The 14,360-nt window shown below is 61.3% G+C and carries 13 protein-coding genes; all 13 read right to left on the reverse strand.

The window, feature by feature from the left end; genetic code table 11:
- Positions 1-24 precede the first annotated feature (24 nt).
- The 13 genes from K7H91_RS00480 to K7H91_RS00540 all read right to left on the reverse strand — a co-directional run bounded on the left by K7H91_RS00480 (position 25) and on the right by K7H91_RS00540 (position 14,354).
- Positions 25-840: an aspartate dehydrogenase gene (locus K7H91_RS00480; RefSeq protein ID WP_230718165.1), complete on the reverse strand. Its 816-nt coding sequence runs from the start codon at positions 838-840 to the stop codon at positions 25-27.
- Positions 833-2,311, reverse strand: a complete 1,479-nt coding sequence (locus tag K7H91_RS00485) for an aldehyde dehydrogenase family protein (RefSeq protein ID WP_230718167.1) — start codon at positions 2,309-2,311, stop codon at positions 833-835. Before K7H91_RS00485 ends, K7H91_RS00480 begins: the two co-directional genes overlap by 8 nt.
- A gap of 31 nt (positions 2,312-2,342) precedes the next feature.
- Positions 2,343-3,062, reverse strand: coding sequence for an ABC transporter ATP-binding protein (locus K7H91_RS00490; RefSeq protein WP_230718169.1), 720 nt, complete (start codon positions 3,060-3,062; stop codon positions 2,343-2,345).
- Entirely contained in the window at positions 3,055-3,810 is a 756-nt protein-coding gene (locus K7H91_RS00495; RefSeq protein WP_230718171.1) for an ABC transporter ATP-binding protein, read from the reverse strand. The genes K7H91_RS00490 and K7H91_RS00495 overlap by 8 nt, the downstream gene beginning before the upstream one ends.
- Positions 3,807-4,751, reverse strand: coding sequence for a branched-chain amino acid ABC transporter permease (locus K7H91_RS00500; protein WP_230718173.1), 945 nt, complete (start codon positions 4,749-4,751; stop codon positions 3,807-3,809). The genes K7H91_RS00495 and K7H91_RS00500 overlap by 4 nt, the downstream gene beginning before the upstream one ends.
- Entirely contained in the window at positions 4,748-5,614 is an 867-nt protein-coding gene (locus K7H91_RS00505; RefSeq protein ID WP_230718175.1) for a branched-chain amino acid ABC transporter permease, read from the reverse strand. Before K7H91_RS00505 ends, K7H91_RS00500 begins: the two co-directional genes overlap by 4 nt.
- A 75-nt stretch (positions 5,615-5,689) precedes the next feature.
- The gene (locus K7H91_RS00510; protein WP_230718176.1) at positions 5,690-6,892 is read right to left on the reverse strand and encodes an amino acid ABC transporter substrate-binding protein; all 1,203 of its coding nucleotides are present in this window, start codon (positions 6,890-6,892) and stop codon (positions 5,690-5,692) included.
- Between the two features lie 126 nt (positions 6,893-7,018).
- Positions 7,019-7,921 carry a LysR family transcriptional regulator gene (locus K7H91_RS00515; RefSeq protein WP_230718178.1) on the reverse strand — a complete coding sequence of 301 codons (903 nt, stop codon included), beginning with the start codon at positions 7,919-7,921 and terminating at the stop codon, positions 7,019-7,021.
- 277 nt (positions 7,922-8,198) lie between these two features.
- Positions 8,199-9,953: a serine hydrolase domain-containing protein gene (locus K7H91_RS00520; protein ID WP_230718180.1), complete on the reverse strand. Its 1,755-nt coding sequence runs from the start codon at positions 9,951-9,953 to the stop codon at positions 8,199-8,201.
- Positions 9,954-10,087: 134 nt separating this feature from the next.
- Positions 10,088-11,083: an NADPH:quinone reductase gene (locus tag K7H91_RS00525; RefSeq protein WP_230718182.1), complete on the reverse strand. Its 996-nt coding sequence runs from the start codon at positions 11,081-11,083 to the stop codon at positions 10,088-10,090.
- A 7-nt stretch (positions 11,084-11,090) separates the two neighbouring features.
- Positions 11,091-11,882, reverse strand: a complete 792-nt coding sequence (locus K7H91_RS00530; protein ID WP_230718184.1) for an SDR family NAD(P)-dependent oxidoreductase — start codon at positions 11,880-11,882, stop codon at positions 11,091-11,093.
- Between the two features lie 2 nt (positions 11,883-11,884).
- A complete protein-coding gene (locus K7H91_RS00535) occupies positions 11,885-13,540 on the reverse strand; it encodes an ABC transporter ATP-binding protein (RefSeq protein WP_230718185.1) in 1,656 nt (551 codons plus the stop codon).
- A complete protein-coding gene (locus tag K7H91_RS00540; RefSeq protein WP_230718187.1) occupies positions 13,533-14,354 on the reverse strand; it encodes an ABC transporter permease in 822 nt (273 codons plus the stop codon). Before K7H91_RS00540 ends, K7H91_RS00535 begins: the two co-directional genes overlap by 8 nt.
- Between the last annotated feature and the right edge of the window lie 6 nt (positions 14,355-14,360).

Consider the following 14,360-nt stretch of genomic DNA (forward strand, 5'->3'; position numbering starts at 1 on the left):
TTCTGTCTGATATGTGCTTCCGGCTCACGAGCCGACCGAAACGGCACTTTCCATACGCCTCAAGGCAGCGATGATGCTGTAGGCCGTGATCGCGCTGCTCTTCGGATTGTCCGCATCGGGCAGGTTTTCCGACACGGCCCTGATCTTGCCGCCCCTGGAGCGAATGGTGAGTTCATGGGTATTCATGGCGATACCGGGATCGGCCCAGATCTCGACAGATGTCCGATCGGCGCCGAGCCCTGCAAGCGCGACGGTCGCCGCCACATTGATGTTCTTCGGAAAGGCTGAGATCGATTGCCGGGCACTGCCGGAGAACAGGCGTGTGGGCTCTTCGATCGCGGACGCCGCCACAATGGTGTCGCCGATCCTGACGCTATCACCGAAGGAATGCGGCGGTTTGCGGGTCTTGAGACTGACCGCCTCCAGTCCGATCTCGCGCGCTGCCCGCAGCCCGTCAAGTCCGGCAACCGCACCGGATGGCGCAAGGATCGCAAGGTCTGCTGCACGTGCGGCATCGAGAAAGCCTTCGGCGATCAACAATTGCCCGACGCTTGCCACGACAAGGCTCTTGCCGCCGTGGTTCAGCATCGCGTTGCCAAGCTCCGGGAAAGCCGATGGCGGCAGACACTCGACCACGATATCGGCCGCTTCCGGCAGTTCGGAAAGCGGCAGGATGGCGGGAGAAGAACGCAAGCCGGAAAGACGCGCGGTCGCCGTCGTGACATCACGCAGTGCGACGGCTTTCAGTTGAAGACCCTCGATCCCCTGATCAAGGGCATTTGCCACCCGCATGCCGATCGACCCCAGCCCGGCGACTGCGACCGTGTGACATTCAGCCATAATTGATCACAAGGAGCTTGATGTCGGTCATACTATCCATCGCATAGCGCGTGCCCTCGCGGCCGAGGCCAGAATCCTTCCAGCCGCCAAAGGGCATTGTGTCGATGCGGTAGATCGGCACGTCATTGATCATCAGCGCGCCGACATCCCAGTCCTCCAGCGCGCGGAAGGCGGCCTTCATGTCGTTGGTGAAGAACCCGCCCTGCAGGCCGAACCGGCTGTCAGCGGCACGGCGCACGCCCTCATCGGCATCCTTCACCTTCGTCAGCGTCACCACCGGTCCGAAAATCTCGTCCGCCTCGACCTTCATGTCGGGTTTCGTGTCGGTCAGAACCGTCGGCGCGATGACGGCCTTGTCGCGCGTGCCGCCGGTCAGAACGCGCGCACCCTGGTCAACGGCCTCGTTGATCCAGCTTTCGATGCGCATCGCCGAACGCTCGTCGATCACCGGCCCGACATCGACCCCCTCCTCCATCGGATTGCCGACCTTGCAGGCTTCCACACGGGCCACCAGCTCCTTCTCGAAGGCGTCATAGACCTTTTCATGCACGAAAATGCGCTGGACGCCGATGCAATACTGGCCGCCATAGACGACGCCGCCGCGCACGCAGCGTGCCGCCGCAAAGGCGATATCGGCGTCATCGGAGACCACAACCGCGCCGTTGCCGCCAAGTTCGAGCGAGACCTTCTTCTTGCCGCTCAGCGACTTGATATGCCAGCCAACCGGTACGCTGCCGGTGAAGGTGACCATGGCGATGCGATCATCACGCACCAGCTTTTCAGCAAGCGGCACATCGCAATGCACCACCGTCAGCGCCTCCTCGGGCAGACCGGCCTCATACAAGACTTCAGCCAGCAGCCGGCTGGTGAGCGGCGTCTGCGGCGCGGGCTTGAGGATGACGGAATTGCCGACGGCAAAGGCCGGCGCCAGCTTGTGCAGCACCAGGTTCAGCGGAAAGTTGAAGGGTGTGATCGCGAGGATCGGGCCGATCGGGAACCTTCGGGCAATGCCGATGCGCCGGCCAAGCCCGTTGAGCGTCGCCAGATTGGCCTTCGAAAGATCGAGCGGGCTGCCATCGGCAGACGCCGTCTGGTATTCGAAGACCGCGCCATCGATATCGAGCGGCACTTCCTCGCCGCCGAAGGCGCGCGCCTCGCGGGCCGCGCCGCGCAGGTTCAAAAGCGAACGCGATATCTCTCCGCGCGCATCATAAAGCGGCTTTCCCGCTTCCGCCGCGATGAGGCGGACGAATTCATCCTTGCGCGCCTCGATCAGGTCCGCGGTGCGCTCGAGAATATCGGCGCGCACGAAACGCGGCAGCTTGCGCATCATGTCGAAGCCCTTCTCGGCCGTCAGGATGGCCCGTTCGACATCGGCCTCCTCGCAGACCGGCATATGCCCGACAAGGCTGCCGTCATAGGGCGAGAGAATGGCGTCCAGACGGGGTTCGATTTTCTGGGAAGCATGCATCGGAATTGCTTTCTTGTGTTTTCTTAAAATGTCAGGCCGCGCCGATATAGGCTTCGCGCACGGCGGGCTCCTGACGGAGTTCTTCTGAAGTGGCTGCAAGGGAAATCCGGCCGCGATCGATCACATAGCCGCGATGGGCAAGGTCGAGCGCGGTCATCACATCCTGCTCGACAAGCAGGATGGCAACACCGGTCTTGTTGATCTCGATGAGGGATTCGCTGAGGAGCTCGACGGCGCGCGGGGCAAGCCCCAGCGAAAGTTCGTCGATCATCAGCAGTTTCGGACGGCTCATGATCCCGCGACCGATCGCGCACATCTGCTGTTCGCCGCCCGACAGCGTCGAGGCATCCTGATGCGCCCGTTCGGCAAGGCGCGGGAACATGGTCATGACCCGTTCGAGATCGTCCTCGACCGAGGCGTCCCTCTTCCTGAGATAGGCGCCCATCATCAGATTGTCCTTCACCGACATGGTGCGAAACAGCCGCCGGCCTTCGGGCACATGGGCAATGCCGCCCGCCAGGATCCGGCGCGTGTCGGCGCCCGCGAGCTCCTGGCCGTCGATTACGATGCTGCCCACCGTCGGCGGAAGCAGGCCGGAGATCGTGCGCAGCAGCGTCGTCTTGCCCGCGCCGTTGGAGCCGATCAGGCAGACGATCTCGCCGGCACTGACGGCAAGATCGATGCCCCAGAGAACCCGGATTTCGCCGTAGCCGGCCTCAAGCTTGCTGATCTGGAAGAATGGTTCAGACATCGGCTTTCTCCCCGGCATTGGCTTTCGCATAACGATTGCCGAGATAGGCCTCGATCACCTTCTCGTTTCGCGTGATCTCGTCTGGCCGGCCTTCGGCGATCTTGGCTCCGTGATGCAGGACAACAATGCGGGTGCAAAGGCTCATCACCACCTTCATCAGATGCTCGATCAGGATGATGGTGATCCCGCGCGCCGCAATCGCCCTGATCATCTCGAGCGCCGTCTCGATCTCCGCCGGGTTGAGCCCGGCATTGACCTCGTCCAGCAGCAGCACCTTCGGCTTCATGGCAAGGCTCTTGGCCAGTTCCAGCCGCTTGCGGCCGGCAAGGGTCAGTTCGCCCGCCAGCGTGTCGCGATGCTCTTTCAGCCCGAGGAATTCGATCGCCTCGTCGGCGGCATGCATCGCCTCGGTGGTCGAGGATGCGCCAGCGGCAAAGACCGCCGGCGCCATCACGTTTTCCAGCACGGTCATCTCGGGAAACGGCTGGACCACCTGATAGGTGCGGGCGACGCCGAGCCGGCTGATCTGATAAGGCTTCATGCCGTCGATGCGCCGGCCATCATAGATGACGCTGCCGGCAGACGGCTTGAAGACGCCCGTTACCAGATTGACGAGCGTGGTCTTTCCCGCGCCGTTGGGTCCGATGAGGCCGACGATCTCGCCGGGTTCGACCGCAAGATCGACATCATTGACGGCTGTCAGCCCGCCGAAGCGCTGGGTGAGACCGTTCAGTTCGAGAATGCTCATGGCCTGGTCTCCACTTTATGTGCCTTGCGCTTGCGCAGTTTGCGCATGGCGGTCCCGACAACGCCGTTGGGCAGGTAGAAGATCAATCCGACAATGAGGATGCCGAGAACGGCGGCATGGATGGACAGGAAGTTGCGCCACACCACTTCCTCGATGACTAAAAAGATTCCGGAGCCGATAACCGGACCGAGCAGCGTTCCGGGACCGCCGAGCATGGTCATCACGATCGGGCGAACGGTGGTCATCACCGAGTAGACATCCGGCGGTTCGATGTAGAACACCCATGAGGCATAGAGCGCGCCAGCGGAGCCGACGAACAGGGCGGAAAGCACAAAGGCGATGATCTTGTAGAGCGTGGTGTTGATGCCGACCATGGAGGAGGCATCCTCGTTCTGGCGAATGCAACGAAGGGCAAAACCGATGCGTCCGGCCGAGACATACCAGCTCATCAGGAAGGTGAGCACGGCAAGGGCGAGCATCGACCAGAAGAACAGGCGCGCCTGGGCGGCAACCGACATGCGGATGATCGGCAGGTTGAGCCCCATGCCGCCGCCCGTCAGGCTGGTCCATGACGTCGTGACTTCCAGAAGCACTTCGGCCAGGACGAGGCTGGCAATGGCAAAGTAGTGGCCCTTCAGGTGCAGGATGGCAGCGCCCATGGCGGCGGCGAAGGCTGCGGCCATCAGGCCAGCCGCCGCCCAGGCAAGCGGCATGGCAAGGCCGAGCCCCTGCAGGATGGCGCCCGTATAAGCCCCGAGCCCGAAGAAGGCAGCCGTTGCGAAGGAAGGATAGCCGGCATAGCCGCCGATGATATTCCACGATTGGGACAGCACCGCATACATGGCAAACATGGTGCCAAGGCGCAGGATGTAATTGTCTCCGAAGACCGGCAGGAAGGCGATGAGGGCAAAGAAGCCGAGGGCAATCAGCGGATGTTTCATTCATACCCCCTGCGGCCCATGATGCCGGTCGGCTTGAAGATAAGAAGCAGGATGAGCAGGACGAAGGCGATCGTCAGCCCGTGTTCCGGGCCGATGAACAGCGCGCCGAAACTCTGGATGAGGCCGAGCGCCAGCCCGCCGACAATGGCGCCGGCAATACTGCCAAGCCCGCCGAGAACGCAGACGATGAAGGCGATCGACAGATATTCCGAGCTTGCCAGCGGCGAGATCGGGAAGACGAGGCTCAGGAGACTGCCCGCGGCACCGGCCATCAGCGCACCGATGCCGAAGGTGATGGCGTAGATCGTCTTCACGTCGACGCCCATCAGGGCTGCCGCCTCCCGGTCCATGCGCACGGCGACGATGGCATGGCCGATCTTTGAGCGCACCAGCAGAAGATACAAAAGTCCGGTCAGTACGCCTGCAAGCAGCATCGCCATCAGCCGGTCGAGTGGCAGCACCAGTCCGGCGATCACCTTGCTGCCAAGCGGATTGGCAAGCTGAACCGAGCGGTAGTCGGCGCTGAACGCCAGCAGCATGCCGTTGTTCAACAGAAGGTCGAGGCCGAAGGTCAGCACCAGCGTCGTCAGAACCGGCGCGCCAACCACCCGGTTGATCAGACCGAGCTGCACCACATAGCCAAGCGCGAACAGAAGCGCGCCGGCAATGATGACCGAAACGAACGGGTGAATGCCGAGGTGAACATAGGCGAAATAGGCGATGTAGGAACCGAGAACCACAAACGAACCGTGCAGCACGTTGATGACGTTCAGGACACCCCACACCAGTGAGAAGCCGACCGAGATACAGGCATAGAGCCCGCCCAGCACCAGCCCGTTGAGGAGGATCTGTGCGTATAGCATTGCTGTGTTTTCCGCTGTCTGGGCGGCCGGCCGCCATGGCCGACCGCAAAAGCGTTGAATGGCTGATGCCGGGACTTATTCGATGCCGCCGAAACGCATATCGGCCTGCTTGATTTCTTCCGGATAGATCGTCTTCGTGGCGCCATCCTGAATCTGGAAGACCGGCGGCTCGAGCGAGTCGATCTGGCCGTTCTCGCCGAAATGCACAGGACCGTAGAAGGTCATGGCGTCCATCGCGGCCAGCGCATCGCGCACAGCGGTCGGCTCAATCGTGCCGGCATCCTCGATGGCGAGTTGCAGCACGACGCCGGCGGCAGCTGCGGAGGCTTCCGCATAGTCGGGTGTGGAATCATATTTCGTTTCGAAAGCGGACACGAAATCCGCCGTCGCGCCGAAAATGCCCTCGCCATCATAGGCGACAGCGGGATGCCACCACGCAGCGCTCGAGACGTTGTTGGAGAGGTCGCCGGTCGCCTCAATAAATTCCTTGTAGGCCGGACCGGCCAGCATCGTCAGCGCCTTCGGCTCGATACCGAGATCGGCCATCTGGCGGCGGATGAGAATGAGATCGTTGATATAACCGGTGGCGAATATCCAATCCGGCTTGGACCGCATCATCAGCGTCATGGCCGAGGCGTGGTCCATCGTTCCGATGGCATATTCATCAAAGGAGATGACCTCGATGCCGTTGTCGCCGGCCGATTTTTCCATTTCCTTGGCGATCGCCAGCGGAAACAGGTCGTTACGGGCATAGATTGCGACAGTCGAGATATCCTCACCGGAATCGGCGACGATCGCGGCAAGTGGATCGGTCAACGTATTGTTGGGCGTAAACGTACCGAACAGATACTGATAACCCTGATCGTAAACCTCGACGGAGGAAGCCGTCGCGGCAACCATCGGGATCTGGTAGCGCTCGGCAACCGAGCTTGCGGCCTTGGCAGCACCCGAACCGAAGGGCGCGAACAGGAAATTGACCTCATCAGCCGTGATCAGCCGCTCGGCGGTCTGCACGGCGCGCGGCGTCTGACTTTCGTAATCGACATAAACGATCTCGACGTCATAGGTCATATCACCGGCGGTGATACCGCCGGCGGCATTGACGGTTTCGGCCCAGAGGTCATAACCGCGCTGCTGTTTCAAGCCCTCCGGGGAAAGAGGCCCCGTCAGCGGCAGCGGCGCGCCGACCCGGATCGTCTCGTTGGCAAGTGCCGGCGTCGCCAGCAGCATTGTGGCGCCGGCAAGCGCGAGCAGCCACGACTTCGTAGAATGCGTCATTTCGGAACCCCTCAGTTCTCGTTGTTTTTTGATGCACCGGGAGATTTGGCGATCTCCGGACTTCAACAAGGTAAGGGTAAAAGCGTGCTTCGCGGAAGTCGTAATTGAGGCACACAGCGTTGCATCCTACGCAACACCAACAAACTCATCAGCCACTTTACGGATATACTCGACTAGTCGGCCTGCGGCCGGGCTCAGTTCAATTTCTGCGCGCTTGCAGACCTGTGTCGTCGACTGCGACAACGTTGAGGAGGTGATCGGGACGCCGATCAGCTCACCGGATTCCAGTTCACGCTCGAACGAGAAGGCAGGCAGAAAGACGATGCCCATGTCCTGAAGCGCAAACTGGCGCATCATGTCGATAGAATTGGTTTCCAACCTGATCTTGAGCGCGAGCTGCTCGGACCTGACGACATGGTCGACCAGTTGACGAATGCCGAAGGACTGGTCCGGCAGGCCGACCGGCTGATGGCGGATTTCGGTGAGGTCCAGTTCCCGCCGTCCGGCGAGCGGATGGTGGCGCGACATCACCGCCATCACCGGCTGGCGCAGGCTGACCAGCGTATCGATCTCATCGCGCGGAAACGGCTGGAAGGAAATACCGATATCGCAGCGATCCTCTGCAACCGCCCGCATCACGCCATCGGTTCCGGCGACCAGCACTTGATAGGTGATATTCGGGTGGTCCCTGCCGAAACGGGCAAGCGCGCGCGGCAGAAGACCGCCGATCATGCCCTCGACCGTATAGATGATGACATGACCACTTTCGAGGTTTTTCAGCGCATCGATTTCCGCGCGCAGCCGCTGCAGTTCCTTATTGCGCCCCTTCACAAAGCGCAGCACCAGTTCACCCGCCGGCGTCAGCCGGACGCCCTGGGACTGGCGGACGAGAAGTTCGGTTCCGTAAGCATATTCCAGCTTCTGGATCTGCCGACTGACCGAAGACGGCGAGATATGAAGCTTCTCCGAAGCCTTCCTGATCGAACCGAGCTCCGCAACAGTCTCGAACTGAAAGAAGGCTGTTTCCATCTCGGCTTCCGTTTGAATTTACCGAAACAGGCCGCAGACCCATTTCCTTTCAGCGGCTGACACTCTGACGTCAAAGCCGCGATCCTTCAGAGAAAGGCTTACAGAAGTCGACCCTAAAAGGCTTTCCATATGCTGTGCTTCCCAAGCTATAGGGTGCAGACGCGTTTTGCAATGCGCACCATAAAGCTACGCTCCGCCCAAGCTCGGCCAGCGGGGTATCAAAGCGGCAAAACAGAAAGCGCCTGACAGGTCGTCCCCGGCTGCCAGGCGGATCATTTTATGGGCAGAAGGGGTCGATTGCGTTTGCCGTGCGAATGAGGCTCTCCATGTTCTTTGCGCTCTCGTCGCCATCCCAGTTGGCCGCAATTCGGATCGCGGTGATGTCGTTTGGCATCAGCATGACGCGGTTGTCGCCCCAGCCATCCATGGACGGGAAATAGAGCGTGCATTCATCCGATTTGAAGGGATAGCGCCAGAAGGCCTTTCCGTAATAGGGCTTCGCTTCCTGACCGGTCGTAAGCCCGGCAGGTTCGCTGGTGGTGGCGATATCGGCCATCATCTCGGCGCTGAGTATCTGCTCGTCGCCCAACCTGCCGCCATTCTGGTAGAGCCTTGCAAGCTTCACGAGATCGCCCACCGTCGGATAAAGCCCATAGGCCGTAAGCGGCTGGCCTTCGCTGCCGTCATCCTCGATCGTCTTGTTGATCGGCATGTCATGAATGCCGATCGGTTCGTAAACATTCGCCTGAAGGAAGGACCAGGCATTCGGGTTCGGGTCCTGCTTGTCCTTCAGGTAGTTGGTGACAGCGACGCCAACGAGAAACATATCCTCATCCCGGTAGCGCATCATCGCGCCGGGCCCCCAGTCATAGGGCTTGGCGGCGTTGAGCAGCAGGTTTAGCTTGTCTTCCTGCGATCGCGCCTCATAGAAGGCGTAGTAGTCGTCGGTATAGGGCGACCAGGATATTTTCGGCTCTGCCTCGCGCTGGCCATAGCCCATGCCGGTCGCCATGTTGAGCGCATCGCCGACCGTTACCTTGTCCCAGCCTTCGATGCCTTCGGCTTCCGGCACGAGGTCCGTGATTGTCATGTCGAAGATCTCGGGACCGTACTTCTTCGAAACGCTCAGCATCGCGGCAGCCGCCACCAGCGACTTCGACACCGACCAGACACCGAAGCGCTGGCGGTCGCAATAGGGCAGTTCGCCGGCCGGCGTCGGGCAGGATTTCAGATAGAAGGTATCCTCTACCATCAACCCGTCCAGCAGAAGTTCGTTGGGGCGGATGTCGCTGTCGAAGCCTTCCAGCGTGGCGGCGCCAACCTTTTTCTCCAGCGCGGACCACGGGCGGATGTCCTCGGCATCGGCCCTGGCAATCTCGAAGCGCGCGGCCAGCGCATCAGCATTATCCACTGTCGTGGAAGTCAGCTCGGCAGGCAGGCTTCCTGCGGCGGTGAAATAGGTCTCAACGTAGAAAGGCGCTGTTTCCGTCAGTATCTGATAGCGGAGATCGCTGACTTCGCCTTCCCTGTAGAGGAACATGGCAACGCCGTTATGGGTCTCGCCCTCGATCATATGGATCAGCGAGAACGGAAACGACGCCCGCGACCAGCCGTCATCGCCAATCGACCAGACCTTTCCGGGCTGAACGATGATATCCCAGAAACTGCTGCCGTTTTCCGTCGATCCGGCGCGGATGACGTCCTGCGTGGCGGGCACAAGGTCATCGCCGACGGTGATGAACGAAAGATCGACAGCCGGGAAAAGCTGCGGGTTCTTGCCGAGGACCTCCCCGCTCGCAATCTCGGCAGGATCACTCGGCATCGGGGTCTCGGAAATCGACAGCGTGCCCTCGAAGGCCTCCTTTGCCGGCCCCGCATCTTGCGGCGGCACGAACAGAGCGTTGTCGACCAGCGCATAGTCGTCAATCGACGCGGTGAAATCGTCAATGGTAAAACGGGTTTCATCGGCAAGCGCTGTACCTGTGACCATCGCGCCAAGCGACACCATCATGGGCAGAAGCAGTCGTTTCATGGGCTTTTTCTCCAGTCTGTTGTCATTGCGGCCGGCTCCGCGACGGACGCACACTCCCCAGCAAAGCCTGTCCGGCCTCGCAGTATGTATCTTCACTTCGCATCGGCTCCCGCCGAAGGGTCGGATACGGTGGCTCAAGCGCCTTTGATCTTCAGCACCACCGAACCGCGCACCTCGCCCGCTTCGATCTCGCGGTGGGCGGAAGCGCAGTCTGCGAGCGGGATCAGGCGGGCAACGCGGTGTTGCAGACGGCCGGCTTCCAGCGCATCCTGAATGTCGGAAACGGCGTGGTCCTTGGCCTCATCCGGCATGGCGTAGACGATCACCATGCGGATGGTGATGTCGAGATACATCATCTTGAGGAAGGGCAGCTTCGGCTCCTTCTCGACCGTCGATGAATAGGTCGCGATGACGCCGCTTGTGCCAATGACCTTCAGCACATTTTCGAGATTGGCGCCGAATTCGACCTCCACCACGCGGTCCACCTTCTCACCGTTGGTTGCGGCCAGAAGCGCTTCCGGCCAGCCGGTGTCGCGGTGATTGACGATGATCGATGCACCGGCATTGCGGCAGGCATCGGCATCGGCGTCATTGCTGGCGGTGGCGATCACGCGGGCGCCGGAAAGCGCTGCCCACTGGATGGCGTAAAAGCCGACGCGGCCCGCCCCGCCGGTGACAAGCACGGTCTTGCCGTTGACCGATCCATCGGCGAAGACGCAGCGGTGCGCGGTCATGGCCGGAATGCCGAGGCAGGCGCCGACTTCGAAGCTTGCCGGGTCGGGAAGGCACGGCGCGTGGGCAGACGGCAGCGCGACATATTCGGCAGCCGTGCCGAAACGGCGGCCATATTGCGCATTGAAGGTGAAGACCCGCTCGCCGATCCGAGCTTCGGGCACGCCTTCGCCGACGGCCGCGATCACGCCGGCGCCATCGCTGTGGGGAATGACATAGCCGTCATCAAGCAGGTTCGGAAACGAGGCCATCCGTTTCTTCGTGTCAGACGGATTGACGGCGCTGGTGTGCAGCTTCACCAGCACCTCGCCGGGGCCTGCGACGGGCGTTTCGATATCGCCGTAGATCAGCACCTCATCGGCATCGCCGAATTTTTCAAACCGGACTGCTTTCATCATAACGCTCCTAAAAGGGGACTGAGAGGCTTTCGGTGTGCCCATCGACGGCGATCACCTGGCCGGATACCATGCCCGCATCTTTCGACGCCAGAAACACACACATGCGGGCAATATCGTCAGCGCCGACAAATTTGCGCATGGACACCTGGCGCTCGTAGATCCTGCGCACATCGCCAGCTTCCATGCCACGGTTTTTTGCATCCCGCGCAATCACGCCATCAATGCGCGGGCCTTCCACCGATCCGGGACAGATGGCATTGGCGCGGATTCCGAAGGGGCCAAGCTCCATCGCAAGCGTCTTTGTGAGCCCGATGATAGCCCATTTGGAGGCAGCATAGGAGGTGCGGTTCGGATAGCCGAAAAGGGCGGCCGTCGAGGCGATGTTGATGATCGCGCCCTGCCCCTTTGCCTTCATGGCCGGCACCACTTCCTTGAGGAAATAAAAGGTGCCGTTGACATTGATATCCATGGTGCGGCGGAAGTCTTCGGCATCGACATCCTCCACCGGCGCATTCATGCCGGCTATCCCGGCATTGTTGACGAGAAGGTCGAGCCTGCCACCGGTCGCCGCAACAACCTCCGCCACCAGCGCAGACACCGCGGTCTCATCGGCGACATTGCAGACACTGGCGGTGATACCGGCGGCCTGCATGCTTTCGACGGCCTCCGGATCGACATCGCAGATGAACACGCGAAAGCCCGCGGCCTTCAGATTGAGGGCGATCGCCTTGCCGATGCCGGAGCCGGCGCCGGTGACCAGAGCCACCGAGCCATCTGTTTCGGGTTTTGTCTGAGACAAGATCAGGCTCCTTCCGGCACGACTGAAGCCGGCAGATGCTCCTCGAGCAGTTTCAGCGTATCTTCCAGCCAGCCGATCCGCATTTCCGGCACGGAGCGCATGAGAAGCTCGGTGTAATCGTCGAACGGCGGCGAAAGGACCTCCTGCTTGCCGCCATAGCGCACCACCTCACCCTGATACATGACCGCAATCGTGTCGGCGACTTCACGGACAGCGGCGATATCGTGGGTGATGAAGATGTAGGTCACGCCGTCTTTCAGCTGAAGATCGCGCAGCAACTTCAGAATGCCCTTGGCCACCAGCGGGTCGAGCGCACTCGTCACCTCGTCACAGATGATCAGCTTCGGTTCTGCCGCAAGCGCGCGGGCAATGCAGACGCGCTGCTTCTGCCCGCCGGAAAGTTCGGCCGGGTAGCGATCGATGAATTCTTCGCCGAGTTCGATACGGTCGAGCAGCTCGATGACGCGTTTGCGTTTCTCCTTGCCCTTCATGCCGAAATAGAATTCGAGCGGGCGGCCAATGATCGTGCCGACGGTCTGGCGCGGGTTCATCGCCACATCCGCCATCTGGTAGATCATCTGCAGTTCTTGCAGATTCTGCCAGCTACGTCCCTTCAACGCAGGCGACAGCACCTCGCCGTCAAACGAGATTTCCCCGGTATGCGGCGGCAACAGCCCGGTCAGGACCCGGGCAAGCGTCGACTTGCCCGAACCGCTTTCGCCGACGATCGCGAGCGTCGTGCCTGGCTGGACCTCCATGTTGATGTTCTTCAGCACATCGAAATCGAGCCCGCGATAGCGCGCCGAAATCTCCTTCAGCGTCAGCACCGGCTTTTCATCCGGGTCGTGCTCGCGGCGCTCGACATTGATCGCCGAGACGAGGTCCTGCGTATACTCCTCCTGCGGGTGATTGATGATCTGGTCGCAGGTGCCGTATTCCACCGTCTCGCCACCGCGCAACACCATGATGTCATCGGCGATCTGGGCGACGACGGCAAGGTCATGCGTAATGTAGAGAGCGGCCACGCCGAAATCGCGGATCGCCTTCTTGATCGCCGCCAGAACGCCAAGCTGGGTGGTCACGTCCAGCGCCGTCGTCGGCTCGTCGAAGACGACAAGATCCGGCTTCGGGCAAAGCGCCATGGCGGTCATGGCGCGCTGCAACTGGCCGCCGGAGACCTGATGCGGATAGCGGTTGCCGAAGGTTTCCGGGTCGGGCAGCCCAAGACGGGTGAAAAGGTCGACGGCGCGCGCCTTTGCCTCCGACCGGCTCATGCGCTTGTGCTTGACGGTCGATTCAATGACCTGATCCATCAGCTTGCGCGCCGGATTGAAGGCGGCCGCCGCTGACTGCGCCACATAAGTGACTTCGGCGCCGCGGGCAGAGCGCAGCACCTTGCCGGGCGCGCGGCGCATTTCCCGGCCATTGAGCTTGATGGAGCCGCCGGTCAGCCGAACGCCGCCACGGCCATAACCCATGGCGGACAAGCCGATGGTCGACTTGCCGGCGCCCGATTCTCCGATCAGGCCCAGCACCTTGCCTTCTTCCAGCGTCAGCGAGACGCCGTTGACGATGGTGATCTTCTGCGGTTTTTCGCCCGGCGGATAGCTGGTCGCCTCGATCTTGAGGTCCTTGATTTCAAGAAGAGCCTCAGCCATTGCGGCCTCCTTTCAGCGATGTCGTGCGTTCCAGAATCCAGTCGGCGACCAGATTGACGGAGATGGCGAGCGCGGCGATCGCAACGGCAGGCAGCAGGGCTGCGGGAATGCCATAGACGATGCCATCCTTGTTTTCCTTCACGATGCCGCCCCAGTCGGCATTCGGCGGCTGGATGCCGAGACCGAGGAAGGAAAGCGTCGAAACGAACAGAACGACGAAGATGAAGCGCATGCCGAGTTCGGCAATCAGCGGCGAAATCGCATTCGGCAGGATTTCACGGAAGATCACCCAGCCACGGCCTTCACCGCGAAGCTGCGCTGCCTCGACAAAGTCCATGACGGCAAGATCGGCTGCAACGGCGCGCGACAGGCGGAACATGCGGGTCGCTTCCAGCAGCCCGATGACGACGATCAGGATCGGCACCGTGACCGGCATCACCGACAGCACCACCAGCGCAAAGATCAGCGATGGAATGGCCATGATGAGGTCGACGAGGCGCGACAGCGCCTGATCCACCCATCCGCCGATGACGGCAGCGAAAAGCCCAAGCGCCGTGCCGACGACGAAGGCCACCATGGTCGCCGCGATCGCGACGAAAATCGTGGTGCGGCCGCCATAGATCAGACGCGACAACAGGTCGCGGCCGATATTGTCTGTGCCAAGCCAGTGGGCGGCGGACGCCGGCTCCCAGACATCGCCGACAATCTGACTCATGCCATAAGGCGCAAGCCATGGCGCGAAGATTGCCGCGAGGAAGAAGCAGATGGTGACAAACAGGCCGATAAGGGCGGGATAAGGTACTCGTTTTATCATGTTCTC

The sequence above is a fragment of the Martelella mediterranea genome (genome assembly GCF_021021415.1).
Classification (GTDB): domain Bacteria; phylum Pseudomonadota; class Alphaproteobacteria; order Rhizobiales; family Rhizobiaceae; genus Martelella; species Martelella mediterranea_C.

What these genes read in the sequence shown, in the direction of transcription:
- K7H91_RS00480 (WP_230718165.1), bottom strand. Translation starts at nt 840, where the DNA reads ATGGCTGAATGTCACACGGTCGCAGTCGCCGGGCTGGGGTCGATCGGC.
- K7H91_RS00485 (WP_230718167.1), bottom strand. Translation starts at nt 2,311, where the DNA reads ATGCATGCTTCCCAGAAAATCGAACCCCGTCTGGACGCCATTCTCTCG.
- K7H91_RS00490 (WP_230718169.1), bottom strand. Translation starts at nt 3,062, where the DNA reads ATGTCTGAACCATTCTTCCAGATCAGCAAGCTTGAGGCCGGCTACGGC.
- K7H91_RS00495 (WP_230718171.1), bottom strand. Translation starts at nt 3,810, where the DNA reads ATGAGCATTCTCGAACTGAACGGTCTCACCCAGCGCTTCGGCGGGCTG.
- K7H91_RS00500 (WP_230718173.1), bottom strand. Translation starts at nt 4,751, where the DNA reads ATGAAACATCCGCTGATTGCCCTCGGCTTCTTTGCCCTCATCGCCTTC.
- K7H91_RS00505 (WP_230718175.1), bottom strand. Translation starts at nt 5,614, where the DNA reads ATGCTATACGCACAGATCCTCCTCAACGGGCTGGTGCTGGGCGGGCTC.
- K7H91_RS00510 (WP_230718176.1), bottom strand. Translation starts at nt 6,892, where the DNA reads ATGACGCATTCTACGAAGTCGTGGCTGCTCGCGCTTGCCGGCGCCACA.
- K7H91_RS00515 (WP_230718178.1), bottom strand. Translation starts at nt 7,921, where the DNA reads ATGGAAACAGCCTTCTTTCAGTTCGAGACTGTTGCGGAGCTCGGTTCG.
- K7H91_RS00520 (WP_230718180.1), bottom strand. Translation starts at nt 9,953, where the DNA reads ATGAAACGACTGCTTCTGCCCATGATGGTGTCGCTTGGCGCGATGGTC.
- K7H91_RS00525 (WP_230718182.1), bottom strand. Translation starts at nt 11,083, where the DNA reads ATGATGAAAGCAGTCCGGTTTGAAAAATTCGGCGATGCCGATGAGGTG.
- K7H91_RS00535 (WP_230718185.1), bottom strand. Translation starts at nt 13,540, where the DNA reads ATGGCTGAGGCTCTTCTTGAAATCAAGGACCTCAAGATCGAGGCGACC.
- K7H91_RS00540 (WP_230718187.1), bottom strand. Translation starts at nt 14,354, where the DNA reads ATGATAAAACGAGTACCTTATCCCGCCCTTATCGGCCTGTTTGTCACC.